Here is a 26,419-nt window from a genome sequence, read left to right as displayed (position 1 = left end):
CCTCCATTCTCATGGAATATCATGATGCATCTGGTGTGATTGCATCTAAGTGTCCTTCTAATTTATCTAATGTCAGCGCCCCCTGGACAATTTCGTCTATCGTTCCATCAGGATTAATAAAGAACGTTGTAGGCATTGGTCTGATTCGATATAAATCTCTTACCTCAGCGTTGACATCATGCGGAATAGCAAACGTTAAGCCATACTCATCGATAAAATTATCAACTACTAATTCTGTACTGTCCAGACTGACAGCAACGATTTCGACCCCTTTTTCTTTATACTTCGGGTATAATTCCTGCATATAGGGCATCTCTTGTTTACAAGGCCCGCACCAGGTTGCCCAAAAATTCAGCATAACCCCTTTTCCTTCTAAATCGCTGAGCTGCATTACATCAGCATCAAAATCTCCATTAATTTGACTTAATTTAAAATCTGGAGCAGCATCACCTGCACGGTATATTGTATTTTCATCTTTTGAATTTGAAAATAGTACAAATATTACTGCAGCAACTAAAACAGCTAAAATAGAAGAGCGAAAAATGAGACGGTTGCGTTTCTTTTTCTGTTTATTAATATTTCTCTCTCCCTTATTCAACAGCACTCCTCCCCTTTCTCACTGATTATACCATTGTGGGCAGCTTGTAAATTTGAATATTATCTTACAATTTTGTGGACGTGTTCCGTAATTGGTTGACTTCTTTCGGTGTTAGTGATCTATACTCGCCGGCATTTAATCCCTGCAGTGTTAAAAAGCTGTATTGTTCCCGCTTCAGTTTCATCACCGGAAACCCAATTGCCTCAAGCATTCTGCGTACTTGTCTATTTTTCCCTTCATGCAATGTTAATTCAATAATAGACGTTTTCTTTTCCTTATCGCTTGACAGCATATTAACGTAGACTGCTTTCAGTTTTTCATTGTCAGATATAACACCCTTCCGTAATTTTAATAATTCTTTTTTATGGGGTATACCTTTGACTTTTGCTACATATACTTTATTAACTTCTTTACTTGGATGCATCAGATGATTTGCAAATTCACCATCATTTGTTAAAAGCAATATTCCTGAAGTATCATAATCCAGTCTTCCGACGGGAAATACTCTTTCACTTACACCCGGCAGAAAATCTGTAACAACTTTTCTTCCTTTATCATCTTTAACGCTGGAGATAACACCTCTGGGTTTGTATAGCAGATAATATACAGGCTCTTCTTTTTCAAGAGGCACACCATCAACTTCTACTTTATCGTCAGAGGTAACCTTAATCCCCATCTCTGTTACTGTTTTATTATTTACTTTTACTTTTCCGTCAAGAATTAATTGCTCAGCCTTTCTTCTGGATGTCAGACCGCTTTGAGCAATAACCTTCTGTAATCTTTCTTCATGCTTTGACATATAGATCCCCAATCTTTTTTAATTGTTTATACTTGAAGATGATGTTCAAAAACCCTCAAATAATAATCCGCTTAACAATGACCTTCTAATAAAATTACCCACATCATACAAGCAGTACGGAAAACACTTTCACGTACGAGAAGCCCATTCGTAAAAAACACTTCATTTTGAACTTTCATTGGCGCCTATTTATTCTGTATTCCTGTAACGATTGAACAGAAGAAGAGGCTGTTATTTCTTCCTTTTCATACAGCCAGCACCTGTCACACTAAAATAGCCGGTTGACTCTTGTATAACAAGAAAGCCTATGATGAAATATATTTTTCACATATCTTCATCATAGCCCTATTTTACAAGTTAGGAAAGCATAAAATTCCAGCGACGATTTTTGATGGGACAAGTGATTATATCATTATAACAGTAATTTGGTACAGCAATATTTTAATATACCAGACCCTAAGAAAAAAATATGCATTCGCTAAGGTGCCATTCCATGCAGTTTTTTAATATTTGCTACTGACTATTAATTATCCAAACATCATTGTAACAAGAAATACAGCTGCAAGTATAGCAATTAAATCAGCTAATAACCCAGCCTGTAATGCATAACGGATTTTCTTAATACCAATGGCACCAAAATAAATGGTAAGCACATATAGGGTAGTATCCGTACTACCCTGCATAACAGATGCAAGTGTACCGATAAAGGAATCTGGACCATAGGTTGCGATTAATTCCGTAGTCATACCTAATGCTGCTGTACCAGATATTGGACGGATTAGAGCAAGGGGCAAAACTTCTGCAGGAAATCCAATAAAGTCCAGTGCTGGGGCAATTAATCCTACAAACGCATCTAAAGCACCCGAACTTCGCAGTATTGAAATAGCAGTAATCATCCCCACCAAAAAAGGAAGCAAAGAAACAGCTGTCTTTATGCCTTCCTTTCCTCCCTCTACAAATAAATCGTATGCAGGTAATTTTCGAATACTTGCTGCAATCATAATTATTAAAATAAAGCAAGGTATCATCCAAATACTAATTAAGCTGATAAACCCCATCATGATTTCCTCCAAGTACTTTTATAATAAAAGATCCGGTCAATAATCAGTCCGGCAATTGTACCTATACATGTAACCAGCAAGGTAACACCGACAATTTGAGTAGGAGAAGCAGATTCATATTGCATTCTGATTCCGATAACCGTTGTAGGAATCAGCGTTAATCCAGTTGTGTTCAGAATAAGAAAAGTAATCATGGAACGTGATGCCGTATCAGAATTATTGTTAAGTTTCTTCATTTCCTCCATTGCTTTAATTCCTAATGGTGTTGCTGCGTTACCCAGCCCAAACATATTTGCTGTTAAATTAGATAAAATATAACCTAACGCTGGATGATCCTTCGGTATTTCCGGAAATATTTTCGATATAATAGGACGAAAAATCCTTGCCAGTCCCCGTAAAATACCAGCTTCTTCTGCAATGCGCATCATGCCAAGCCAAAATACCAAAATACTTATCAGACCAATAGCTAAGGTAACTGCCTGCGCAGCACTATCGAATATAGCTTCATTGACTGCCTCCATATTCCCGGAAAACATTGCATAAATAATTCCGATAGCAGCCATACATATCCAAATCCAATTAATCATTTGTATCCCACCTCAGAATGGAATGAAACACATGAGCGACATCATCCATAAAATAATCTTTTTCATTATCATCCAGTTGATTTAATACGGTATTGTCAGTCAGTGACGTTGCTTCTTCATTTAAGTATACTTCTTTAGCCCAAGAGTCATTTTCATGCTTGTAAAGTGGTAAAGTAACAGTGTTTTTTGATAAATCCTTTTTATCTGTTACAACTTCTCCATTCTGGTCAACCTCTTTCATTTCAAACTGTTCAAAGCCCCATTCAAACATGGCCATATGATCTTGCCAATCATCAGGAGCATCCAATGTTACAGCAATTAATTCCATTCCGTTCTTCTCAGCTGTAGTAAGCAGCGTGCGCCCTGTTTGCTTTGTATAACCTGTCTTTCCTCCTGTGCAATATTCATAAAAAATAGTCAGGAGTTTGTTTTTATTTTGCCAATAGTAAGATCTGTTTTCGGACAAATATCTTTTCGAGCCGCTTATCTCTTGAAAAACAGGGTTTTCCATTGCATACTGCATTAAAATTGCCATGTCATGAGCACTCGAATAATGCGTCTCTGAGTCCAGTCCATGCGGATTATCAAAATGCGTATTCTTCATTCCAAGCCACTTAGCCTTTTCGTTCATTAAATAAACAAAGCCCTCTTCACTTCCGCCAACATGTTCAGCAATAGCAACAGCAGCATCATTTCCTGAACGAAGCATAAGGCCATATACTAAATCCGTTAAAGACATTTCTTCCCCCTGCTCTAAATAAATAGAAGACCCTTCTGTATAAATAGCATTTCTGGAAACAGTGGCCTTTTCATTCATTTCTCCAGATTCAATAGCAATAATTGCTGTCATTACCTTCGTAATACTCGCAATAGAGGCCTGCTCATCAGCGTCTTTTGCAAATAATACCCTTCCTGATGATTGTTCGATTAAAACAGCCTGCTGTGCCGAAACATCCGGTGCAGCATGTCCATGAATTGGAAAAGATATGAAGCTAATAATACAAATGACCATCCATATAAAAAAACGCATCAGGTTGGTTCCCCCTCATAAAACACAGCTTTATGTCCAGAACTTCATCAAATTCTGTCCCTGACAGTGAACTTGATAAATATTTCTAATTCATTTATATGCATGAAACAAGCTGTTATGATTAAAATGAGATCAGGCGAGATATGGAAATTAAAAGAAATAGAGAAAGAACCACTGCTGGAAGCTGGCAGCTACTTCCTGACCAATATTTATTTATGCATTAAAAAACCTTATAGATAAGTATTCATTACTCATCAATAAGGTTTTCTAATCTATATTATTCATCCTGAAAACGGTCAAAAAATAAATCGACATCTGATGTATCAGTTTCAGAATCAAGCGTACTTTCCAATTCAGGCAGTTCTTCTAAGGTGGATAGACCAAAGAAAGTAAGAAATTCCTTGGTTGTCCGAAAAAGTATTGGCCTGCCTACGGTTTCTTTTCTTCCGCACTCTTCTATTAACATCCGTGAGACTAATGTTTGCAGTGGTCTTTCACTGCGGACACCACGTATTTCATCAATTTCAGCCCTCGTTATCGGCTGCTGATAAGCAATGATTGCCAATGTTTCTAGAGCTGCCTGGGACATTCTATTCGGCTTCGGCTGAATAACCCATTTCTTAAAATACTCATTATGATCAGGTTTTGTTGTTAAGCTGAGCATTCCATTAGCATTCAGAATCATCAGGCCCCGACTCTGCTTTTTGTAATCTGTTTGAAGTTCATCAATAATTTGGCGAACTTCATCTAAGGAAATATCAAGGATGCTGCTAAGTTCACTTACAGTTATCCCTTCATCTCCGCCGGCAAACAGCAGACCTTCTGCAACTCCTTTTAAACGCTCTTGTTCCACGATTATTCCTCCATCTTATAAACATATAATTCTTCAAAATGCTGTTCTTGCATAGCATAGACTTGTCTGTTTTTCATTAATTCTAAAATAGCTACAAAGGTTGTTACGATATATGATTTGGTCGGAACAGGAAACAAGGCATGAAATAATACCCCATCTTTACTATTTATAACTTGCTGTAACACTTCTTCCATCCGTTTTTCTATCGGAATATCCGCTCGTTGAATAACTGTATCCTGCGGCTCTTTCCATTGATTTCTCTGCATCATTTTTTTCAGTGCATTAATCATATCAAACACAGATACATTCCCGGTATTTGTATTTTCGATCGGTACATCTTTAAATTCAAAAACAACCGGTGAGCGTGTATAAACCTGCTGTTCGGCAGCTTCTTTCTCTTTTAACGCTTCTGCGGCTTCTTTGTATTTCCGGTATTCAATTAAACGCTGCATCAGCTCTTCACGTGGATCATCCATATATGCTTCGTCCATATCGTCCTCTTCAAACTCCTGTTTTGGAAGAAGCATCTGACTTTTTATTGCAAGCAATGTAGATGCCATCACCAGATATTCACTGGCAACGTTTAGTTCCAGATACTGCATGGTATGAATATAATCCATATACTGCTGTGTAATTTGGGCAACGGGAATATCATAAATATCGATCTCATATTGATTTATCAAATGAAGTAATAAATCCAAAGGGCCTTCAAATGTTTCTAATTTAACTTCATATCCTTGAATCATCGCTGTAATTCCTCTCAAGCGTAGTAAAACAATGTGTTAGAAGCTGATTAAAAAGTCAGCTTTATCGAGCTTATTAAACATCCTTTCAGTTACTTAACCTAAAAAAGTAACTAAAATATTTGCAAAAGCCCATACACTCTTTGCTTAGCTTACATAAGTTATAACGTAATATAAATGTTAGCACAAAACATTTATGGATTGAACTAAAAAGGAGGAAATAAAATGAGTGGATATTCAGGTGGTTACGCAGGCGGATTTGCCTTAATCGTTGTTCTATTTATTTTATTAGTAATTGTTGGAGCTGCTTGGTTCTAAAATAAAATGAAATAAATAAAAGTAGCAACGAATGAAAAGCCAACCCTTATAAGGGTTGGCTTTTCTACATTAAATTTAATCAGGTGAAACTCCATTTTACAATGCGTCTAATGATTTCTCGTAAAAAGCTTTCACACTTTCAGCAGGCACAATATTGTATTTATCCGAATAAATACGATGAATTTCTGCAATCATTCGTGATCCTATCCCTTGATCCCTGTGTGAAGGGTTCACTGTAAGATGCTTAATAACCAACTGATTGTCATTCATAATTTGTACACCTACTGCTCCCAAAACATCATCGTCTTCTTTCCATAAATGCAAATGCCATCCATCATTTTCTTCATACTCCCGAATGGTTTCTTGCAGTTTTTTCACGTCTTTTTCCTCAGGCATAAATGATAATAAACCCATAGCAATCTTTTCTAAGTTTCTTTTAAAGCGAATTAACATAATTACCCCTCATTAAATTTCTTGTATGGTAATCCTCTTAAATTCCAATCAATATTTACTCTGAAAGTATAACGCATTTCCAGTATAATGAAAAGCACCATTTTTATTTTGCATAAAATAGCAGAGAATATTTAAAAAGGGATGCAGCCTTGAAAAATAGATTACCGGACTAATTCATTCCCTTTTATAAAAAAGACAACATTAGTACGTTTTCTTGCTATTTTTTCTCTTAAGGCCATCATCCCTTTGCAAATCTTTATTATCCTTCTACGCGAATTTCTTTCATTACATCGCCATTTGACATTGCTTTTGCAAGCTCAATACCAGATGTTACTTTTCCAAATACAGTGTGAACCCCATTTAAATGAGGCTGTGGTTCATGCACAATGAAAAATTGAGAGCTTCCCGTATCTTTTCCGGCATGTGCCATAGATAGAGAGCCTTCCTCATGCTTGTGCGGGTTTCCCTCTGTTTCACATTTAATTGTATATCCAGCAGAACCTGTTCCATTACCTACAGGACAACCGCCTTGGCTGACAAATCCAGGAATTACACGGTGAAAAGTTAACCCGTCATAAAATTTTTCATTTGCTAATTTTTCAAAGTTAGCTACAGTACCAGGTGCTTCCTCTGGATATAATTCAAATTCAATTTTATTACCATTTTCCATTTCAATATAACCTTTTTTCATTTGGGCAAATCTCCTTCTAAAAATATATGTTCAAAAAACACGGTTAAAATGACCCATCGGCTAAGTTCACAACCCCAGCGGAAATGCAAGCTAACGAGCTTTCACAGGATGTGATGACTTCTACGCTGTCCACAGGACGTGGACGCACTTAGTAGAAGTTCTTTTTCCCATAGTGTCATTTTGATTGGACTTTTTGAACTTCTTTAAAACAATTATACTTTATTTTACCACTTATTTGGGTTAAGTAAAGCTCTTTATCCCCTCATAAGACAAGTCATTTTTGACAATATCCTGACACGTTTCTCTGCGGACCACAAGATGATCCTGTCCGTCTTCAATAAATACAACTGCCGGTTTTGTTAAACGGTTATAGTGGCTGGCCATGGAATAATTATAAGCGCCGGTTGAAAAAACTGCCAGTATATCTTTATCTTTGATTTGTGGTACGGGTAAATCCCAAATCAGCATATCACCCGATTCACAGCATTTTCCCGCGATAGAAACTTCCTTCTCAGGACTTGCTGCCGAACGGTTAGCAATAACTGCGTCATATTTTGACTGATACAATGCGGGCCGGATATTATCTGTCATCCCGCCATCAACGGAATAATATTCTCTTACACCAGGGATATTCTTATTTGCACCAATTGTATACAGCGTAATTCCTGCATCGCCTACAATAGACCTTCCCGGCTCAATCCATATCTCTGGAGATTTCATATTATATTTATTACAATTTTGCCCGACGCTTTGAATCATATCTTTTACATATTCTGCCAATGGAAGCGGTGTGTCATCTACTGTATAACGAATTCCAAAGCCGCCGCCTAAATTAAGGACCTCTGATTCAAATTGGTATTTTTCTTTCCATACTGCTAATTTAGCAAAAAGGATATCTGCTGCTACACGGAATCCATCGGTTTCAAATATTTGTGAACCGATATGGCAATGCAGTCCTTTTAAATAAATTCTGGGATGTCCCAAAAGCTTTTTTAAAGCACCCTCTGCCTGCCCATTTTGAAGATCAAAACCGAATTTTGAATCTTCATTTCCAGTCATTATATACTTATGTGTTTTCGATTCGACCCCTGGGGTTACCCGAATTAACACGTTCATTGTTTTCTCCTGCTTCATAAGCTCCATATCTAACAATTCAATATCATGAAAATTATCAATAACGATACACCCTATTTCATGTTCTACCGCCATAGCAATTTCTTTTTCATTCTTATTATTGCCATGCATATGAATTTTTTCAGTTGGAAAGTCTGCTTGAAGTGCTGTATATAATTCACCTTCAGAAATAACATCTAAGCATAATCCTTCCTGCTTTGCCACCTGAAGCATTGCAATTGTAGAAAAAGCCTTGCTGGCGTAAGCAACTCTTCCATGAACTCCCGCATCACGAAAGGCTTGAACAAAAGCTCTCGCATGCCTCCGGATTATTTCCACATCATAGACGTATAAAGGTGTTCCGTATTTTTCCGCTAATTGGACAGTATCAACACCACCAATTTCTAAATGTCCCTTTGTATTTACGTTAAAGGGGTGCGCATCAAGTATCATTCTTTTTCCCCCATTATTTCAAATAATAAAATACTTTATCACAATACAGTAAATAATGAAAGCCTAAATAAACTGAAGCTTCCTTCAGTAAGGATTCTTTTATCCTTTAATGAAGGAAATTGCGATAAACCTGCAGCACCTGAATATACCGTAACCAATCTATAAAAGGAAAACCATTCCTCTGTTTTTTTAAGGGCGCCGGTAATTATTACGTGGATGTACAATACTGGGACGATGCTTTGTGTATGGAACCGGCATACGAAGTATAATGTGCGTCATTGCTTTTAAATTAAAAGGCAGTAATGGCCACATATATGGTGTTCTTAGAGATCTGATCTGAACAATAAATAAAATATAAAGTGTGATTCCAATCATATAACCCGGTAATCCGAATAAGCCTACAGCCAGCACAAGAATTATAGTAATTACCTTATTGGCCACACTTAATTCGTAGCTTGGTGTTACATAGTTCCCGATCGCGCTTGTTGAAATATACAGAATAACCTCTGGTGAAAACAATCCAACTTCAATTGCTATTTCTCCAATTAAAACAGCTGCGATTAACCCCATCGCTGTTGATAATGGCGTTGGCGTATGTATCGCCGCCATTCTTAAAAACTCAATCCCGATTGCTGCAATGATAATTTGAACGGTTATCGGTACATTTCCTTCATCATTAGGGCCGATAAAGCTTAATTTCTCCGGCAATAAGGATGGTTCAACTGCAAATAATAGCCAAGTTGGCAATAGAAATAAAGCTGCTAATACTGCCAGAAAGCGGATAAATCGAATACATGTACCGATTGCGGGTACTTGCCGGTATTCTTCTGCATGCTGCATATGATGAAAAAAAGTTGTCGGAACAATAATAGCACTTGGAGAAGTGTCCACAAAAATAATGACATGGCCTTCTAATAAATGGCTTGTCGCTACATCCGGTCTTTCTGTATACCGAACCAAAGGGTAAATATTCCATTTTTTAACTAATAAAAATTCTTCCAATGATTTATCGGACATAGACAAGCCATCTACTTCAATTTTTTCAACTAGATCTTTTAAGTACCTTACTAAGTTTGGGTTAGCTACATCTTCAATATAAGTGAGACAAACGTCTGTCTTTGAGCGTTCGCCAACTTTCAGCATGACATTCCGCAGCTTTTCATCACGCAGACGTCTTCTGGTAAGCGCTGTGTTTTCTACAATATTTTCTGTGTACCCATCTCTTGATCCGCGAATGACCTTCTCTGTATCTGGTTCTTCCGGCGTTCTTCCCGGATAATTACGCACATCAATAATTTGTGCATAATCCTTCCCGTCAATAAATACGGCAATGAGTCCACTTAACACCTCGTCAACAGCTTCATCCATTGTAGTAACATGCTCTACTTGCTGATGGACTAATCTATTCTCAATGATTTCTCCAATCTTGCCACTTTCCGATTCATTATCATTGACTTCAACCATTACCTTTAATATCTCTTGTACAACGGATGTATCCGTTAAACCATTCACATAATACATCTGTATACGCTGATTCAAGACCACTGTTTCTCTATATCCCAAATCATACGATTCTTCTAAACCTACCCTCTTTTTCATATATGCATACGTATCTTCAATATGAGGAGAAATAGACTTCTTTTTTCCTTTGTCTGTCTGCATATTATCACCTTCTGAATGTTATATCGAATTAATCTCACACTTATAACTTCATTGTTCTAAAGCCTGGAATTAAACAGTTATATTTAATCAGGAAGTTATGATTGATTCTGCCTTTACCGGACAAAATAGATCCATTGAAATAATGAACCGAACACCTTACCAAGCAACAATGCCATCATGAATAAGATCACATAGCTTCCCATCCCTATTCTCCGCGTGAGAATAGGGAAAACATTTAATACTTCTGTTAATGCTGCAGCTAACATTCCGTTAAAAATACCATGAAATAACCCCCACAGTATTAATACAACAACAGACTGTGATGTTGATATAGGGGCAAATGAGAAATAAGCTCCGATTAACATCCCTATTATCACTGCAGCTCCATAGGCTTTTATATACTTTTCTGTCTTACTCAATTGAATAAGCCTCGGGATGATCCCTAACACCGTAATAAAAGCAACAAATCCCGCACCAACAGCAATGCCGCCACTGAATCCGATAAAAATTTGCAGGATACTAAGAAGAATTTCTTGGATCATTTAGCTCATTTTCCATCGTATTAATATACTGCTGTAAATCCTGCTGGTAATTAAAAATCTCTACTTCTAACGGGCTTGGTTCTTCGTTAAAACGTTTTTTAAACCAATGGTTAAAAAAAAGAACCGTTCCTAATCCAAGACCTATAGAATAGGGAATTTGAATCCATAAAGGATACTCATTTTCTACACCGGTCAGGATAAAATGCAGTTTTTGCTGAACGGGCTGCATACTAACATCATAATGAAAATTCATGATGGTCATTGCTGAGCCTACAAACAGAAGTAACCAGACAAATGTAATAATCAATGGATGTGTCGGCTTTTTATGCGGTTCAATTTGTATGAGGGTCTGTTCTGGCCCAAGCAGTTGAAATTCAAAATTTGAATATTTTTTTGTGAGGTGGTCAATGATTAAAAAGCTGTCAATCACTAAAATACTTTTATCTTTTTTAGACAGCCGGTAAATAGGCGTGTTTTCCAGTAATTCTTTCTTATCCGAATGCGTGGATATATAAGCAATTTCTTTTAACTTAAGTTCTTGCCATTGTTCCAAAACCACTCTCTTCCGCATTCTTATATAGACAAGCTCTGCCATAATCAAAATCCCCCCTTAATCTGTTTTCCTTAACAACTAGTATTTGTTAAAAGAAAGCAAATTATAAGCCTTAAACCCAAATCCTTTAACAACAAAAAAGCTTATCTGTGTTATTTACACAAATAAGCTTCATATATCTGTCATCCGGCATCCATATTTTTTTTCATATCTTCTAAAATCTTTTTCTCCAGTCTGGAGACCTGAACTTGAGAAATTCCGAGTCTTTCCGCTACTTCTGTTTGTGTCTGGTCTTTGTAATAACGTAAGTAAATAATAAGTCTTTCCCGTTCAGTAAGCGAACGAACAGCCTCTTGAATGGATAATTTTTCAAACCATTTGGAATCCTGATCAGCTATTTGATCTAATAAAGTAATAGAGTCACCATCACTTTCATAGACCGTTTCATGTATGGACTGAGGTGATTTTGCAGCCTCCTGCGCATGCACAATTTCCTCTGGTTCCAGCTCTAAAGCTTGAGCAAGTTCATTAATAGATGGAGATCGCCCTAAATCTTTTGCCATTTCTTCCCGTTTACGGCGAATTTTATTCCCCATCTCCTTTAAGGACCTGCTGACCTTTACACTGCCATCATCTCGGATAAAACGCTGTATCTCGCCAATAATCATGGGAACGGCATAGGTAGAAAATTTCACATTGTAGGAGAGATCAAATTTATCCACTGCTTTGATCAATCCAATACTTCCAATTTGAAATAAGTCATCTGGATCATATCCGCGATTTACAAATCGTTGAACAACTGACCACACAAGCCGGACATTTCGACGGATAAGCTCTTCCCTTGCTTCATTGTCACCAGACTGGCTTAATTGAATCATTTTCTTTACCTGTTCATTGGAAAGCTGCTCTCTTTCCTCCGTTTTATGAATATTCACCATTGATTTTTTAGTTGTATACCGTTTTTGATTTTGATAATTGCTTCTTCATATAAACGGAAGTCCCTTTTTCAGGAGCAGAAATGACTTCCACGGTATCCATGAAATTTTCAATAATTGTAAAACCCATGCCGGATCGTTCCATTTCTGGCTTTGATGTAAATAAAGGTTCCCTTGCTTCATCAATATTCAAAATGCCTTGTCCTTCATCACGTATGGTCAGCTCTATTTCCCCATCATACAGCACACAGTCAATATAAACCTTATGATGCGGTTCGCTTCCATAGCCATGAATAATAGCATTGGTCACTGCTTCAGATACCACCGTTTTAATTTCTGTTAATTCCTCCATTGTTGGATCCAATTGTGTGACAAAGGATGCAACAGCAACTCTGGCAAAAGCTTCATTTTCACTTACACTTGAAAAAGAAATATTCATTTCATTTTTCATGATGTCACCCCCAAGCCTTGAAGTGCACGTTCTTCATCTTCCTCTAAACGAATAATTTTGAAAAAGCCTGACATATCAAAAAGACGGTGCAGGGAAGGAGCTACAGAGCACAGAACCATCTCTCCCCCTAATTGAACAATCTCTTTGTAACGCCCTAAAACAACACCTAATCCAGAGCTGTCCATAAAGCTTACTCCCTTTAGGTTTAAGATGATATGTTTAATGGAATGCATATATATCCAATCTTTCCACGTATCTCTTAACCCTTCTGCTTCATGATGATCCAATTCACCTTGCATACGTACAATCAGCACATCGCCTTTTACTTCAAATTCAGTCTGTAATCCCATGTGCAATGCTCCTCCTCTTTGTTGTGAAATAGTTACACTTTGCTTGAAATAACTGTTCAAAAAAATCCGGCGAATTCTTTTCACTATATTGATTTTAACGGCTTTTTGAACATCCTTAGTATAAGGAATTCTCTAAACAAATGACTATTTCCTGCTACTCGACAAAAGAAGTGGAAATACGTATTAATCGGCTGCTTTCACCATTTTTTGCAATGTTCGTTTTGTTAATTCAGGAATAGATGCCTGTGTAATATCTTCATTAATAATCAATGGTGTAGTATATAAAGGCTTGTCATTTTCTTTGACAATAAGCTCCCCGACAACAGTTCCTTTTTTAATTGGAAATTTCCAATCATCTTGAATAGAAATTTCTGTTGTTACAGCCGGTTCTTCTTCTCCTTTTTTATGAAGGCTATGAACATCCTGTTTGGTAACAATGTCAAAGCTTTGAGGCTTTGCTTTTATTTGGTTTAGTTCCATCACAGTTTCTTCTTTGGCAAAAAGCTGCTTTGTATGATAGCTTTGGAAGCCATAGTCCAGTAATCCGGATACCATTTTATTCCGCTCTTTAGGTGTTTCAGCACCCATAACCACTGCAATCACCCGCATATCATCCCGCTTTGCTGTAGCAGTTAGACAATACTTTGCTTCATTTGTATATCCTGTTTTCATGCCGTCTGCACCTGGATAAGAACGAATCAGTTTATTTGTATTCACAAGCCAGAACTCATTTTCTTCCCCCTGGCGTAAATAATCCTCATAGATAGACGTATAGTTCGTAATATCTTCATATTGTAATAATGCTCTTGTCATGACAGCCATATCATAAGCACTGCTGTAATGATTGTCTGCCGGAAGCCCGGTGGTATTTTCAAAATGGGTATCCTTAAGACCCAGTTCTTCTGCTTTTTTATTCATTTTACTGACAAATTCCTCTTCTGTTCCTGCAATAGTCTCTGCCATTGCGACGCTGGCATCATTTCCGGAAGCAATTGCTATCCCTTTTATTAAATCATCTACAGACATTTCTTCTCCAGCCTCCAGGAATACTTGAGATCCCCCCATTGAAGCGGCATATTCACTTACGACAACGATATCCTCTTTTGAAATTTTATCTTTTTCCAAAGCTTCCATAATTAAAAGCAGAGTCATTATTTTTGTCATACTGGCTGGCGGTAATTGTTCGTGCGCATCTTTGTCAAACAGTACTGTACCGGTATTCTGTTCAATTAAAACCCCTGATAATGCATCCTCGGCTAAACTTGTTTTTTCTTTATTTTCTTCATTCGCTAAAACAGTTGAATAGTTGAAAAATGTCGTTCCGATAAGTAATCCAATCATCAATACGATTAGTCGCTTCATACTGCTTCCCTCCAAATCACAATAATACTTTTAGGATTTCCATTTTGGCTTTATTTCATACTATTTTTAATTTGAAATTTATAAATAGGAACATCTTTTTTGTTGTTCGATAAACTCTGCCCTATACTGGAACTAGATTAGATAAAGAAGGGAGATTTATAAATGGGGCAGGAAATAAGCGGTAAAATTGCATATATTACAGGAGGAAGCAGCGGAATTGGAAAAGCAGCTGCACATCATTTTGCAAAAGAAGGTGTTCATCTCGGTTTAATTGCCAGAAGAAAAGAAAATCTTGAAGAAACACAGCAAGAGCTGGAAACATATGGTGTGAATATTGCTATCTGCAGAGCAGATATTTCTAAGCCTGATCAAGTGAAAACAGCTGTTCAGCAGTTTGAACAGAAATTAGGGAAAGCTGATATATTAATAAATAATGCTGCAATAAGTGATTACGGCAACTTTCAGGATATGGATGAGGAAGTCTGGAAGCATATTTTTGAAGTGAATGTTTTTGGAACATACCATGTTTTAAAAGAAGTTCTTCCACATCTTGTAAGCAAACAAAAAGGAGATATTATTAATGTTTCCTCCAGCAATGGATTAAAAGCAACTGCAGGATCAACTGCTTACAGTGCTTCCAAATTTGCCATTCAGGGTATGTCAGAGGCTCTGATGCAGGAAGTTCGCAAAGAAAATATCCGCGTATTTACTATGAATCCAAGCTTAGTTGCAACCAAGTTAGCATTTGGTGATAAACTGGAAGAGAAAAACGAAGACAAGTTTATGCAGCCTGAGGATATTGCGGAATATATGGTAGCTCAGCTAAAATTAAATCAGCGTATTTTTATTAAGCAATCCGCCCAATGGGCGACCAATCCATTTTAATAAAATAAACCAAGAAAATCACTTGGTCTTTAAAACGATGGTGTTCTTGCCAAAGAGATGTCCGCTCCAACGGTTTTCGATGGGACGAGTAATCGCAGTCAAAGGAAGCCGCTTTCCATGGGCAATGCTCAGCCTCCTCGAAAAAAGACCCCACAGGAAAAAATGTACCTCTTTTTTTCGAGGAGATGAGCTCGGGATTCACGGAAGGCGTAGTGTATTTCTGGAGCGGTTGTTTTCAACGTTTTTATATACTTTCTTATTCATTAAAAAAAGATTTAGAAGACAAATACCTTCTAAATCTTTTTTTAATGAAACTATTTTCAGTTAACAATACCAATAACACTTGGTTTTACTTGAACAGGATTTTCCGATATCGTAATAGCATCCTTTATTTTCTTAATGACAGTATCGTTATCTTCCATGTTCGTGTGAATTGTTGCAAGTTTAGCGCCTGCCTGCAGCCTATCACCTGTTTTTACATGGAAAGTGATTCCTACCTGATGATCAATTTGATCATCCTTTGTTTTTCTGCCGGCGCCGAGAAGCATAGCAGCTTCTCCTAATTGCTGGGTTTCTATAGAAGCAATATATCCTGCCTGTTCAGCATTTACATCAATAGATTGTTTAGCCTCAATTTCATGGATACTGTCTACCTTACCATCCTGTGCTTCGATAAAGGTTACAAACTTTTCATAAGCCTCTCCACTTTGAATCACTTCTTTTACAAGCTTTCTGGCTTGTTCTTCGGTAGTTGCTTTTCCTGCTAAGAAAACCATTTGTGCTGCTATTTCTACGGATACATCGTATAAATCCTGACTATACTCCTGATCGCGCAATAATTTTACTGCTTCCAACACTTCATTTCCATTACCAATCTCTGTTCCGAGAGGCTGATCCATATTGGTTAACACAGCCACTGTTTCCCGATTTAATTTTTTACCGATAGCGACCATTGTTTCAGCCAGCTTCTTTGCCTCTTCTTCTGTTTTCATAAAAGCACCGTTGCCGACTTTAATATCCAAGACAATTGCATCTGCACCGGAAGCAATTTTCTTACTCATTATAGAGCTGGCTATTAAAGGAATTGAATCTACTGTTCCTGTCACATCTCTTAATGCATAAATCTTCTTATCTGCCGGTACTAAATTTCCTGATTGGCCGACTAATGCAATTCCAAGCTCTTTCACCTGGTCTTTAAATCTTTGTAACGGGAGCTCTGTATGGAACCCTTTAATCGATTCCAGCTTGTCTACTGTACCACCCGTATGTCCCAGCCCGCGTCCGCTCATTTTCGCAAAAGGAATTCCTAAAGAAGTAATTATGGGAGCAACAATTAAACTTACCTTATCCCCTACACCGCCAGTAGAATGTTTATCTACAACTGTTGTATTTAAAAAGGATAAATCAATTGTCTCTCCCGACTTGACCATTAAGTCTGTGAGAGCGGAGGTTTCATCACTATTTAACCCCTGAAAATAAACAGCCATAAGCCAGCTTGAGATTTGATAATCTGGTATGGAATTATTAACATATCCATTTACAATATGCTCAATTTCTTCGTAGGATAATTCTTTACCATATTTTTTCTTATTAATAATTTCTATGGTATTCATGTTAACCATCCTTTCTATATTATGATGAACAATTCTCTTTTAGTTCTTTATCTCATTCAGGAAGCTTGTGCCATGCTCAGGTAAAGGAATATTAAAATTATCTGCAATTGTTGCACCAATATCAGCAAAAGTTGTACGTAAAGGGAATTCTTTTCCTTCTTTAATGTTTGTATGGTAAACAATAAGCGGTACATACTCCCGTGTGTGATCCGTTCCATGGTGGGTCGGATCATTTCCATGATCGGCTGTAATAATTAACAAATCATCCTCCTGTAACTGTTCGAGTATTTTCGGAAGCTGCTTGTCATAAGTCTCCAGTGCCTGCCCATAGCCAATCGGATCTCTGCGGTGCCCGTATTTCGCGTCAAAATCAACAAGATTAAGGAAGCTTAGGCCAGTGAAATCTTTTTTCATAGATTCACTTAATTTTACCATGCCATCGTCATTATCCTTTGTACGAACAGCCTCTGTAATGCCTTCTCCATCATAAATATCAGATATTTTACCAAGCGCAATGACATCAATTCCAGCGTCTTTTAATTCATTCATTACAGTACGTCCAAAAGGTTTCAATGCATAATCATGGCGGTTGGAAGTACGTTCAAAAGCACCGGGCTCTCCAACAAACGGGCGGGCAATAATACGGCCTACCATATAACGTTCATCCAATGTAAGCTCTCTCGCAATTTCACAAATCCGATATAATTCATCAATTGGAACAATATCTTCATGTGCTGCAATTTGCAATACAGAATCTGCCGATGTATAGACAATCAGGCTGCCAGTTTCCATATGCTCCTTCCCAAGCTCCACTAATATTTCTGTACCGGAGGCCGGCTTGTTGCCAATTACTTTTCTGCCTGCTTTTTCTTCCAGCTCTTGAATAAGCTCATCTGGGAAACCATCCGGGAATGTCCGGAATGGCTGATCGATACGAAGACCCATAATTTCCCAATGACCGGTCATTGTATCTTTGCCATTAGAGGCCTCCTGCATTTTTGTATAATGCGCTTTCGGCTTATCTGCCGGATCAACTCCTTCAATTTCGCGGATATTGCTCAGACCTAAGCTGCCCATAGTCGGCATATCAAGCCCTTTCATTTCTTTTGCAATATGCCCTAATGTATCTGACCCTAAATCATTAAACTTTTCTGCATCGGGAGCTTCCCCGATTCCAACTGAATCCATGACAATTAAAAAAACACGCTTAAATTGTTTCATTTGTATCTACCTCCTATGTACTATATTCCCGAAACAAGTGCTCAGTATGATCACTATTACAGATGTTAGATGTCTGACAACACAAGAATAAAGGAATTTCTTTTATTTGAAAAGCTTTTCGATATTTAACAGCTTAATCATTGACTGAAGATTATGCTCTGGGATGGTAAGTTTGATAAATATCTTTTAACCTTGCTTTCGTCACATGTGTATAAATTTGTGTAGTAGATATATCTGCATGTCCCAGCATTTCCTGCACGATTCTTAAATCGGCACCATTTTCCAATAAATGCGTTGCAAAAGAATGTCTTAACGTATGCGGGGTGATGGTTTTATGTACCTCTGCTTCCATCGCAAGTCCCTTTAAAATCTTCCAGAACCCTTGTCTGCTTAATGGCCGGCCGTGCTGATTTACAAATAGAGCATTCTCTTGCTTGTTTTTCTTCAAAAGCTCTTTTCTTGCCGTTTGCATATACTCCTCTAAAACTTTTTTGGCTGTATCTCCCAAAGGAACAATCCTTTCTTTTGAACCTTTCCCCATACATTGAACAAAACCCATGGATAAATGTAAATCTTCCATTTTTAAACCTATCATTTCAGATACACGTAATCCCGTAGCATATAACAATTCTAACATGGCTTTATTACGCAACGACAGAGGTGTTGTTGTTTCAATGCTTAATAATTTCTCTACTTCCTCCTGAGAAAGGGTGTCCGGCAGCTTCCGCTCTTTTTTCGGAGTCTCAATATGAAGGCTGGGGTCCGTATCAGCAATGCTCTCCCGTATTAAAAACTGATGAAAGGATCTGATTGAAGAAATATGCCTGGATATTGTTGCAGTTGACTTACCGCTGTCTTTTAATTCATATAAAAAACACATAATATCATTACGGCTTATGTCATTCCATTCGTTATATCCTATTTTTGTCAATTGTTTTTCATAAGCAGTAAGATCTCTTTGATAAGAGGTAATAGTATTATCAGACAGCCCTCTTTCTACCCGTAGAAAATGATAGAAATCTTCTAATGCATATTTCAACATATCTATTCTCCTTTCAAAATATCAAATGGAAACCAGCCAGCTTCCTCGTATATCACCTTAACCGCTGGCCCTTCAGGTGAATCATAACGATGCATTTCTTGAAATTCATTATATATATAATGTAAACATACCGTAAAAAAGCAGGCTCCTATCATAAACCAAATAAATATTTTAACAGCCTCTTTAAAATGTTTTTCCATATTCTGACCTCCCTGTATCTGAATGTTTATTATTATGTTGTATTGTAAACAAACACTTATACAGTTAGAATATGCAAATAACAATTTTAAAAATACTAGAAAAAGATGGAGGAAATAAAAAAAACGAAACATCTTCTTCTGTTAATATTATACAATGGTTGGAACCAGAGTTAAACTACAAACACTTTTGGGCTGTTTAGCTCTATGACATAATAAAATCAAAAAGGAGTTCATACAGATGATGGAAGAAAAATTAAAACAAATTGGCGACAATACGTCTATTCAAACAATGACTCCTATTTCCGGAGGCGATATTAACCAGGCATATTATATAAAAACCGAAAAACAAGAATACTTTGTAAAAGCGAATCGGAATACTGCCGATGATTTCTTTCAGGTGGAAGCTGATGGTCTTGAAAGAATACGTTCAACACAAGCAATTGCTGTCCCGGAAGTTTATTACTATGACAAATCCTCTAGCAATAAAGAAATGGTGCTGATAATGGAATGGATTCAGGGTGAAAAAACAGCAACGACAGAGCAGCAATTAGGAGAACAGCTGGCTTCTATGCATTTAACTGACCGCTCCGCTCAGTATGGGTTAGGTAAGCCGACTTATATTGGAAAACTGCCTCAGACAAATGGTTGGTATAGCGATTGGGTCGAGTATTTTCGCGATCATCGTCTACAGCTACAATTAGATTTATCTGTACAGTTTAATCGGATGAACCAAAAAAGACGCTTAAAACTGGAAACATTGATACGTGATTTAGATAAATATCTGCCAAACCAGCCACGGGTTTCTTTATTGCACGGCGATTTATGGGGAGGAAATTGGATAACGGGTCAGGCAGGAAAACCTTATTTAATTGATCCTTCCGTGCTGTATGGGGACCATTTATTTGAGCTTGCATTTACAGAGCTCTTTGGTGGTTTTTCAGAAGTTTTTTATAGTAAGTATAAGGAAATTCTTTCATTAGAGGATTATTATGAGGAAGTGAAGCCGATATACCAGCTATTCTACTTGCTTGTTCATTTAAATATGTTTGGAGAAGCTTATGGGGCTGTTGTGGATCGGATTCTAAAAAAATATATCAGGTAAATTATTCACCTTTTTCAGATTAAAATATGTGACAGTACAACAAACAGATACTGCCACATATTTTAATCTGGTTGCCATATCAGCGAAATCGCTACACCCTTAAGATAGTGCAAATATGCCAGCTCCTATTCTTGTTCATGTATGTATTTTTCCCAATAAAAAAACCTTTCTCTATTCGAAAAAGGTTTTACTCTGATTAGGGGGTCGCTTTTTGAACATCTTCTTTTACGGCTGCTGCCTGGCATTGGCGACAAATCCCATGAAAGGTTAACCGATGATCCTTTACCTCAAAGCCCCAATCATTTTCAACAATTTGCTCCACTTCACCTAATAAATCATTCTCAATCTCTTCAACAGAGCCACATTCAATACAAACCAAATGATGATGAAAGTGTTTTGCGCCTTCTTTACGCAAATCATATCTTGATACACCATCGCCAAAATTAATTTTGTCTACTATTTTTAATTCAGATAATAATTCTAATGTACGATAAACGGTTGCCAGACCAATTTCCGGTGATTTCTCCTTTACAAGAAGATAAACATCCTCCGCGCTTAAGTGATCGTCTTCTCTTTCCAGAAGCACTCGAACCGTAGCTTCCCTCTGGGGAGTTAATTTGTAGCTATGCGAATGTAGCTGTTTTTTTATCTTTTCAATCCGGTGTTCCATGGATAGTCGCCTCCCTCACTTTACATCTTCATTATATGCATCTATCTTCCATGTGTCAAAGAGTATTCTCAATTATTAATAATAATTATTACAAACTAATATTGGTTATTATATTATAAATGGAGTCTCTTAGCAAGATTTAAGCGAATAACATAAAGTAAGAAGGTCTTTTAATAATCATCCATTATATCTTTCAATCCATTCTAACATTAAGGTATTGGACAGGTAAGCTTCCATTAATGCTGCTAAAGCAGTAAATACCATTAAAATAGCGAATATAATAAGCAATCGGATAAAAGGCGGCAGAATCTCCTGGTGATGATGCTTTAAAAATAATTTCTGCCATAAGCCTATAGAAAATATCATCGATACACTTCCAGCAATAATATAGATAGGAATAATTAATAGATTTTGAGGAGCGATGGATATAGCTGACAAAAGCAGCCCTTGGCCCCCTAACTGGCTTACCATAAATCCGACTGAAAAACCGACAACAAATCCTTTCATAAATACCATAATCCAGATAATCGGAAGCCCAATCATACTCAGTGCCAATAAAATCATAAAGGAGAGATACTTTATATGGTAAAGAAGACTTCTGATAAAGATATCCTGCCGGCTGATAACTTCACCGTCATTTGTCTGCTGCGTAAAAAAACGTTCTAAATAGAAGAATAAATTCTGTTTTTGTACAAAATCCATACTATTTACTAAGATAGCTCCGAATACGATACCTGTCAGAAAAAGAATGATTGTAAATACATAAATTGTTGTATGGCGTTTTATATGCTCCATAAATAAATTACGAGAGGGATTATACATGTGGATCCTCCTGACTATAGTTCTTATACTACAATCTATGAGAACCCCACTTTAAACATACCTATTAATTTTATCTTTTGATAGAGCATATACATATTGGTCATACTATGATTTTTGCAACGTTGCCTTTATTATTTATTTAAAGCATGTAAATAAAGCACAGCGTAATTTGTTTTTGCATCTTGAATACGCCCTTCTTCTACAAGTTTTTTTGCTTCTTCAAGAGTCACTTCCATGATTTCTACAAATTCATCATCATCCCCGGCAGGCGGATTTTCCATTTTAATTAAATCATTAGTAATATAGACGTATACCAGCTCATTAGCAAATCCCGGCGATGTATAAAAAGATGTAACCTGTGATAGATTTGTTGTTGTATAGCCTGTTTCTTCTTCCAGTTCACGGACAGCTGCAGTTAACGGATTCTCGTTCTCTTCCAGCTTCCCTGCCGGAATTTCTATTAAAGCTCTTTCTAACGGTTTGCGATATTGTTCTACAAGCACTATTTTATTATCTGCTGTAATCGGAATTACTGCTACTGCTCCAGGATGATATACAAGCTCTCTCTTAGCTGTTTCTCCATTCGGCAGCTTCACTTCATCCAATTGAACATCTATAATATTTCCTTCAAATATTTTCTTGGTTGTAATTGTTTTTTCTTCAAAACGATGCATGTCTCCATCTCCACCTTTTATAAATTATTATAGATATCCATTCAAAAAGCTTCCGTGGAAGGAAGTTTCATTTTTGTCTATCTTCCTATTCATTCTAATTCGCTATGCTCTATTGTAGCAAGTCCATACTAATTTTTCTTCTGATACGTTTTATTTTTCACTCAACTTTTGCACCTTAAAAAATAACTTGCTTATCATAGAGACTAGAGTTGATCGTTCCTTCCATCTATCTCTTGGTGAATTATAAACTCTATCTAGAAAGAAGGTAACGTGTAAAGCCACCACTGCGGCGGACTGTTTTGCTTTCCTAGGGGCATGCTCTTCAGCTAACTCCATCAGGCTATGATTTCTTTCATTCGCTTTAGAAGCCTAACTGAGCGCAGACCAACCACGCAGACCCCTACGTGGTTCGCAGGCTAAACCCGTGACTCCTGGGGTTGCGATTACTCACCCTATCGAAAAGCGTTGTCACAACGCCTGCACTTGCGCGTCCTGGGACTGCGATTACTCGTCCCATCAGAAACATTTGTACAACGGAAAGCGGAGTGGTTGGTTGCAGGAGCTATACACAACCTCCATTTCAATTGAAGGATGATTTAACAAAATGCAAACGGGATAATGAAGAACATGTTCATCTTGGAATAGTATGGTATAGAAGCTTATTTTCAGGTACGTTTTTTTTAAATGAATTTCCTTCTAAAAACTATTTGTGTTATTACAGACAAATATAGGTATTTCTTCAATATGTATATTAATTGTATTCTTTTCCATCTGCCTCTACAATATATGCATACGTAATTCATAGAGGAGGAATAACATGAAGAAACGGCAGCTTGGTACAAGCAATATTGAAATTTCTGATTTAACGCTTGGCTGTATGTCCCTGGGAACAAATGCTGAGCAAGGTAAAAAAATGATTGATTATGCTTTAGATAAAGGAATTAATCACCTCGATACGGCAGACCTTTATAATTTTGGTGAAAATGAAAAAATCGTTGGAGAAGCAATTAAACACCGCAGATCTGATGTGGTTGTTACAACAAAAGTCGGAAATCATTTCCAGGAAGGAAAAGATAACTGGTTCTGGGACCCATCAAAAAAATATATCCATGAAGCTGTCCGTAATAGTTTACAAAGATTAAATACAGACTATATTGATGTGTATATGCTTCATGGCGGCACCTTAGATGATCCTGTTGGCGAGACAATTGAGGCTTTTGAAGAATTAAAGAAAGATGGATTAATCCGCACCTATGGAATTTCCTCTATACGTCCGAATGTCGTCCGTGAATATGCAATCCGGTCTTCTATCGATGTTTTAATGACACAATTCAGCCTCTTAGATAGGCGGCCTGAGGAAGCAATTTTACCAATTGCAGAAGAAAATCAAATCAGTGTCGTTGCCCGCGGACCGCTTGCTAAAGGACTGCTGAGCAATAAAGCTGATGAAGTATTGGATAAAAAAGGAAAAGATGGATATCTCGATTATTCTTATAATGAATTAAAATCTCTTTACTATGAGCTCGAACAGGCTTTACCTGACAGCTCTCTCCAACAATTAGCAATGTACTATGTTGCCAATCATCCTGCTGTTACATCAACAGTGTTTGGAGCAAGCTCATTACAACAATTAGAACAGAATATTGCTGTCCACCAATCTATCAATGAAATCACGGACGCTGCATATCCTATTCTGCAACAGCTGACAAAAGCTGCTCAATATGAGCAGCACCGCTAGAATTAATAATATTCTAGTTACCCTGAGATCTGGGAATTTTCGTGTTCAAAATAACCGGCCAGCTTCAGAGAGCAAGGTATCGTTCCTCTCTGAAGCTGCCCTCATTTTAAAAATCAGCATACCATTATTTTTTATCAAATTGAGCTTTTAAGACGCTTTCCATTAATCCAGGGAATAGACGGTACAAAATACTTCCGGCTTCCATCCACCACGGCATATTAATTTCTCTTTTTTTAGTAAATAAAGAACGAACTATCTTAGCTGCGACCTTTTCAGGCTTGAGCATATATTTTTCTACATTCTGTTGATATGTGCCATCCTTATCCGCCATCTCAAAAAAGTTCGTCTTTACAGGACCCAGATTTACAGAAGTAACCGTCAAACTGCTTTCTCTGGTCTCCTGTCTGAGTACATTCGTAAAGCCAAGCATTGCATGTTTGGAAGCAACATATCCTGCAGCTTTGGGAGTCGGTAATTTTGCAGCCTGGGAGACAATGTTTATAATATGTGATTTTGCTTTAAACTGCAGAAAATGCGGCAGAAATGCTTTTGCATATTGAATTCCTGCTAAAACATTTACCTGAAACATTTCCTCTAACTCTTCCATATCTAGTTCTTCTATCTTCTCAAATACGCCAAACCCTGCATTGTTAATTAATCCGTGAATACGCTTCTCTGTTTCCATGATTTCATTAATCTGTTCATCAATAAGTTCCCTTGAAAACTTTTCAATCGGATAAATCTTACAAAGACCATTATTTCCGTCTATTTCATCGGCTAATTCTTCCAGTAATTCTCTTGACCTCGCTATTAGAATTGGTATACCGCCCTGGGCAGCAATTTCCTTGGCAAGTTCTCTTCCTATCCCCTTAGATGCACCGGTAATAATAATTTTTTTCTCATTAACAGAATGATTTATTCCTATTTTCATAATTATCGACCCTTACTTCATATAATTATTTAAGTACGTGTTCAAAAAGTATGAAGAAATTCACCGCGTCATTATTATTGGACTTTTTGAACATCCTATTAAGTGGACATACTATACCTATTGTACAACGAATCAATTATCCCGTACACCTGTTTAAACATTGACTTATAAACAAAAATCTAACACAATGAAGTTGGGGGTGAGACCATGACATCCATTATCGCACACCGGGGAGCAAGCCGATATGCCCCTGAAAACAGTTTCCCTGCATTTAAGCTTGCATATGAAATGAAGGCAGATGGAATTGAAACAGATGTACAATTAACCAAAGACAATATCCCTGTCCTTTTCCATGACGAAAGCTTGAAACGGATTTTTGGAGAAAAAGGCTGGGTTAATCAATATACGCTGGAACAATTAAAACAACTGGATATGGGAAAATCTTTTCATCCCAAATTTACAGGAACAAGCATTTTATCATTGGAGGAATTTCTTGCTTGGATAAAAGATAAACCATTAATGCTTCATTTAGAATTGAAAAATAACAAAATTGAATATAAGAACCTGGAGGAAATTACATATCAGCTTATCGAGCAGTATCAGATGACAGATAGAACATACTTCTCTACATTCTCTAATAAAAGCATAACGCGCCTGGCCAGCTTTAAAAAAATTTCGAATATCGGCTGGTTAACAAAACGAATCAGACGGGATTTATTAGCATATGCTCTATCAATTGGAGCAACAGCTATTCATATAAAGCACACACTTTTGCGGCAGCGTCTTGTAAATGAGGCCTTAAAAAGCGAGATTCCTGTACGGGTTTATACAGTTAATTCATCCCGTCTTTTGAACCGCTGTTTTTCATACAAAGTAGACAGCGTATTTACAGATGTTCCTGACAAAGCATTTGCTGCACGGAAAAAATTATATCGCAGTTTTTTGATTTAATAAGGGACAATCATGA

General features: G+C 37.2%; 30 protein-coding genes. 5 read left to right on the top strand and 25 right to left on the bottom strand.

Annotated features, from left to right (window positions below; all coding sequences use genetic code 11):
• Positions 1 to 19: 19 nt before the first annotated feature.
• The 7 genes from resA to MKY30_RS18060 all read right to left on the bottom strand — a co-directional run bounded on the left by resA (position 20) and on the right by MKY30_RS18060 (position 5,674).
• Entirely contained in the window at positions 20 to 598 is a 579-nt protein-coding gene (gene resA / locus MKY30_RS18090; protein WP_147207820.1) for a thiol-disulfide oxidoreductase ResA, read from the bottom strand.
• Positions 599 to 662: 64 nt separating this feature from the next.
• Positions 663 to 1,397 carry a pseudouridine synthase gene (locus MKY30_RS18085; RefSeq protein WP_147207821.1) on the bottom strand — a complete coding sequence of 245 codons (735 nt, stop codon included), beginning with the start codon at positions 1,395 to 1,397 and terminating at the stop codon, positions 663 to 665.
• 527 nt (positions 1,398 to 1,924) lie between these two features.
• Complete coding sequence (locus MKY30_RS18080) at positions 1,925 to 2,455, bottom strand: spore maturation protein (protein ID WP_147208062.1); 531 nt, start codon at positions 2,453 to 2,455, stop codon at positions 1,925 to 1,927.
• Positions 2,455 to 3,045 carry a nucleoside recognition domain-containing protein gene (locus tag MKY30_RS18075; protein ID WP_147207822.1) on the bottom strand — a complete coding sequence of 197 codons (591 nt, stop codon included), beginning with the start codon at positions 3,043 to 3,045 and terminating at the stop codon, positions 2,455 to 2,457. The genes MKY30_RS18080 and MKY30_RS18075 overlap by 1 nt, the downstream gene beginning before the upstream one ends.
• Positions 3,038 to 4,075, bottom strand: a complete 1,038-nt coding sequence (locus tag MKY30_RS18070) for a D-alanyl-D-alanine carboxypeptidase family protein (protein ID WP_147207823.1) — start codon at positions 4,073 to 4,075, stop codon at positions 3,038 to 3,040. The genes MKY30_RS18075 and MKY30_RS18070 overlap by 8 nt, the downstream gene beginning before the upstream one ends.
• Positions 4,076 to 4,352: 277 nt before the next feature.
• Positions 4,353 to 4,928: an SMC-Scp complex subunit ScpB gene (gene scpB / locus MKY30_RS18065; RefSeq protein ID WP_147207824.1), complete on the bottom strand. Its 576-nt coding sequence runs from the start codon at positions 4,926 to 4,928 to the stop codon at positions 4,353 to 4,355.
• A gap of 2 nt (positions 4,929 to 4,930) precedes the next feature.
• Positions 4,931 to 5,674 carry a segregation/condensation protein A gene (locus MKY30_RS18060; RefSeq protein WP_147208063.1) on the bottom strand — a complete coding sequence of 248 codons (744 nt, stop codon included), beginning with the start codon at positions 5,672 to 5,674 and terminating at the stop codon, positions 4,931 to 4,933.
• A gap of 222 nt (positions 5,675 to 5,896) precedes the next feature.
• Between MKY30_RS18060 and MKY30_RS18055 the strand changes: the two genes are divergently transcribed.
• The gene (locus MKY30_RS18055) at positions 5,897 to 5,989 is read left to right on the top strand and encodes a YjcZ family sporulation protein (RefSeq protein WP_077603073.1); all 93 of its coding nucleotides are present in this window, start codon (positions 5,897 to 5,899) and stop codon (positions 5,987 to 5,989) included.
• Positions 5,990 to 6,085: 96 nt separating this feature from the next.
• Here MKY30_RS18055 and MKY30_RS18050 read toward each other — a convergent pair whose 3' ends face one another.
• The 10 genes from MKY30_RS18050 to MKY30_RS18005 all read right to left on the bottom strand — a co-directional run bounded on the left by MKY30_RS18050 (position 6,086) and on the right by MKY30_RS18005 (position 14,554).
• Positions 6,086 to 6,442, bottom strand: a complete 357-nt coding sequence (locus MKY30_RS18050; RefSeq protein WP_147207825.1) for a GNAT family N-acetyltransferase — start codon at positions 6,440 to 6,442, stop codon at positions 6,086 to 6,088.
• A gap of 259 nt (positions 6,443 to 6,701) precedes the next feature.
• Positions 6,702 to 7,133 carry a peptidylprolyl isomerase gene (locus MKY30_RS18045; protein WP_077603075.1) on the bottom strand — a complete coding sequence of 144 codons (432 nt, stop codon included), beginning with the start codon at positions 7,131 to 7,133 and terminating at the stop codon, positions 6,702 to 6,704.
• A gap of 240 nt (positions 7,134 to 7,373) precedes the next feature.
• Positions 7,374 to 8,699: a diaminopimelate decarboxylase gene (gene lysA / locus MKY30_RS18040; protein ID WP_147207826.1), complete on the bottom strand. Its 1,326-nt coding sequence runs from the start codon at positions 8,697 to 8,699 to the stop codon at positions 7,374 to 7,376.
• A gap of 189 nt (positions 8,700 to 8,888) precedes the next feature.
• Positions 8,889 to 10,361, bottom strand: a complete 1,473-nt coding sequence (locus MKY30_RS18035) for a spore germination protein (RefSeq protein WP_147207827.1) — start codon at positions 10,359 to 10,361, stop codon at positions 8,889 to 8,891.
• Between the two features lie 113 nt (positions 10,362 to 10,474).
• On the bottom strand, positions 10,475 to 10,903 hold the full coding sequence (locus MKY30_RS18030) for a stage V sporulation protein AB (protein WP_147207828.1): 429 nt from the start codon (positions 10,901 to 10,903) through the stop codon (positions 10,475 to 10,477).
• Entirely contained in the window at positions 10,881 to 11,498 is a 618-nt protein-coding gene (locus tag MKY30_RS18025; RefSeq protein ID WP_147207829.1) for a stage V sporulation protein AA, read from the bottom strand. Before MKY30_RS18025 ends, MKY30_RS18030 begins: the two co-directional genes overlap by 23 nt.
• 140 nt (positions 11,499 to 11,638) lie before the next feature.
• Complete coding sequence (gene sigF, locus MKY30_RS18020; protein WP_147207830.1) at positions 11,639 to 12,394, bottom strand: RNA polymerase sporulation sigma factor SigF; 756 nt, start codon at positions 12,392 to 12,394, stop codon at positions 11,639 to 11,641.
• A gap of 7 nt (positions 12,395 to 12,401) precedes the next feature.
• Positions 12,402 to 12,842, bottom strand: a complete 441-nt coding sequence (gene spoIIAB / locus MKY30_RS18015) for an anti-sigma F factor (protein ID WP_147207831.1) — start codon at positions 12,840 to 12,842, stop codon at positions 12,402 to 12,404.
• Complete coding sequence (spoIIAA, locus tag MKY30_RS18010; RefSeq protein WP_147207832.1) at positions 12,839 to 13,192, bottom strand: anti-sigma F factor antagonist; 354 nt, start codon at positions 13,190 to 13,192, stop codon at positions 12,839 to 12,841. The genes spoIIAB and spoIIAA overlap by 4 nt, the downstream gene beginning before the upstream one ends.
• Before the next feature lie 183 nt (positions 13,193 to 13,375).
• The gene (locus tag MKY30_RS18005) at positions 13,376 to 14,554 is read right to left on the bottom strand and encodes a D-alanyl-D-alanine carboxypeptidase family protein (RefSeq protein WP_147207833.1); all 1,179 of its coding nucleotides are present in this window, start codon (positions 14,552 to 14,554) and stop codon (positions 13,376 to 13,378) included.
• 162 nt (positions 14,555 to 14,716) lie between these two features.
• On the opposite strand from MKY30_RS18005, the gene MKY30_RS18000 reads away from it, so the two are divergent.
• The gene (locus tag MKY30_RS18000) at positions 14,717 to 15,439 is read left to right on the top strand and encodes a 3-ketoacyl-ACP reductase (RefSeq protein ID WP_147207834.1); all 723 of its coding nucleotides are present in this window, start codon (positions 14,717 to 14,719) and stop codon (positions 15,437 to 15,439) included.
• Positions 15,440 to 15,759: 320 nt separating this feature from the next.
• Here the strand turns inward: MKY30_RS18000 and MKY30_RS17995 are convergent, their stop codons facing one another.
• The 4 genes from MKY30_RS17995 to MKY30_RS17980 all read right to left on the bottom strand — a co-directional run bounded on the left by MKY30_RS17995 (position 15,760) and on the right by MKY30_RS17980 (position 19,515).
• On the bottom strand, positions 15,760 to 17,052 hold the full coding sequence (locus tag MKY30_RS17995) for a pyrimidine-nucleoside phosphorylase (RefSeq protein ID WP_156985369.1): 1,293 nt from the start codon (positions 17,050 to 17,052) through the stop codon (positions 15,760 to 15,762).
• A 39-nt stretch (positions 17,053 to 17,091) separates the two neighbouring features.
• Entirely contained in the window at positions 17,092 to 18,273 is a 1,182-nt protein-coding gene (gene deoB / locus MKY30_RS17990; protein ID WP_156985370.1) for a phosphopentomutase, read from the bottom strand.
• A 151-nt stretch (positions 18,274 to 18,424) separates the two neighbouring features.
• Positions 18,425 to 19,315, bottom strand: coding sequence for a site-specific tyrosine recombinase XerD (gene xerD, locus MKY30_RS17985; RefSeq protein WP_341084991.1), 891 nt, complete (start codon positions 19,313 to 19,315; stop codon positions 18,425 to 18,427).
• Between the two features lie 2 nt (positions 19,316 to 19,317).
• The gene (locus MKY30_RS17980) at positions 19,318 to 19,515 is read right to left on the bottom strand and encodes a DUF4227 family protein (RefSeq protein ID WP_147207838.1); all 198 of its coding nucleotides are present in this window, start codon (positions 19,513 to 19,515) and stop codon (positions 19,318 to 19,320) included.
• Between the two features lie 238 nt (positions 19,516 to 19,753).
• Between MKY30_RS17980 and MKY30_RS17975 the strand changes: the two genes are divergently transcribed.
• Positions 19,754 to 20,617 (top strand): fructosamine kinase family protein, encoded by an 864-nt coding sequence (locus MKY30_RS17975; protein ID WP_341084990.1) that lies wholly within the window; start codon positions 19,754 to 19,756, stop codon positions 20,615 to 20,617.
• Between the two features lie 196 nt (positions 20,618 to 20,813).
• Here MKY30_RS17975 and fur read toward each other — a convergent pair whose 3' ends face one another.
• The 3 genes from fur to MKY30_RS17960 form a co-directional block, all read right to left on the bottom strand.
• Complete coding sequence (gene fur / locus MKY30_RS17970) at positions 20,814 to 21,287, bottom strand: ferric iron uptake transcriptional regulator (RefSeq protein WP_077603089.1); 474 nt, start codon at positions 21,285 to 21,287, stop codon at positions 20,814 to 20,816.
• Positions 21,288 to 21,464: 177 nt separating this feature from the next.
• The gene (gene spoIIM, locus MKY30_RS17965) at positions 21,465 to 22,109 is read right to left on the bottom strand and encodes a stage II sporulation protein M (RefSeq protein WP_147207840.1); all 645 of its coding nucleotides are present in this window, start codon (positions 22,107 to 22,109) and stop codon (positions 21,465 to 21,467) included.
• Positions 22,110 to 22,240: 131 nt separating this feature from the next.
• Positions 22,241 to 22,783, bottom strand: a complete 543-nt coding sequence (locus MKY30_RS17960; RefSeq protein ID WP_147207841.1) for an NUDIX hydrolase — start codon at positions 22,781 to 22,783, stop codon at positions 22,241 to 22,243.
• Between the two features lie 817 nt (positions 22,784 to 23,600).
• On the opposite strand from MKY30_RS17960, the gene MKY30_RS17955 reads away from it, so the two are divergent.
• Entirely contained in the window at positions 23,601 to 24,521 is a 921-nt protein-coding gene (locus MKY30_RS17955) for an aldo/keto reductase (protein ID WP_147207842.1), read from the top strand.
• A 124-nt stretch (positions 24,522 to 24,645) separates the two neighbouring features.
• Here MKY30_RS17955 and MKY30_RS17950 read toward each other — a convergent pair whose 3' ends face one another.
• Entirely contained in the window at positions 24,646 to 25,452 is an 807-nt protein-coding gene (locus MKY30_RS17950) for an SDR family NAD(P)-dependent oxidoreductase (protein WP_147207843.1), read from the bottom strand.
• Positions 25,453 to 25,659: 207 nt separating this feature from the next.
• On the opposite strand from MKY30_RS17950, the gene MKY30_RS17945 reads away from it, so the two are divergent.
• Positions 25,660 to 26,403, top strand: a complete 744-nt coding sequence (locus MKY30_RS17945) for a glycerophosphodiester phosphodiesterase (protein WP_147207844.1) — start codon at positions 25,660 to 25,662, stop codon at positions 26,401 to 26,403.
• Positions 26,404 to 26,419 lie beyond the last annotated feature (16 nt).

It is taken from the genome of Oceanobacillus sp. FSL W8-0428, assembly GCF_038004405.1.
In the GTDB taxonomy this organism is placed as follows: domain Bacteria; phylum Bacillota; class Bacilli; order Bacillales; family Amphibacillaceae; genus Oceanobacillus; species Oceanobacillus sojae.
This window is presented reverse-complemented; position numbering and strand designations above follow the sequence as displayed.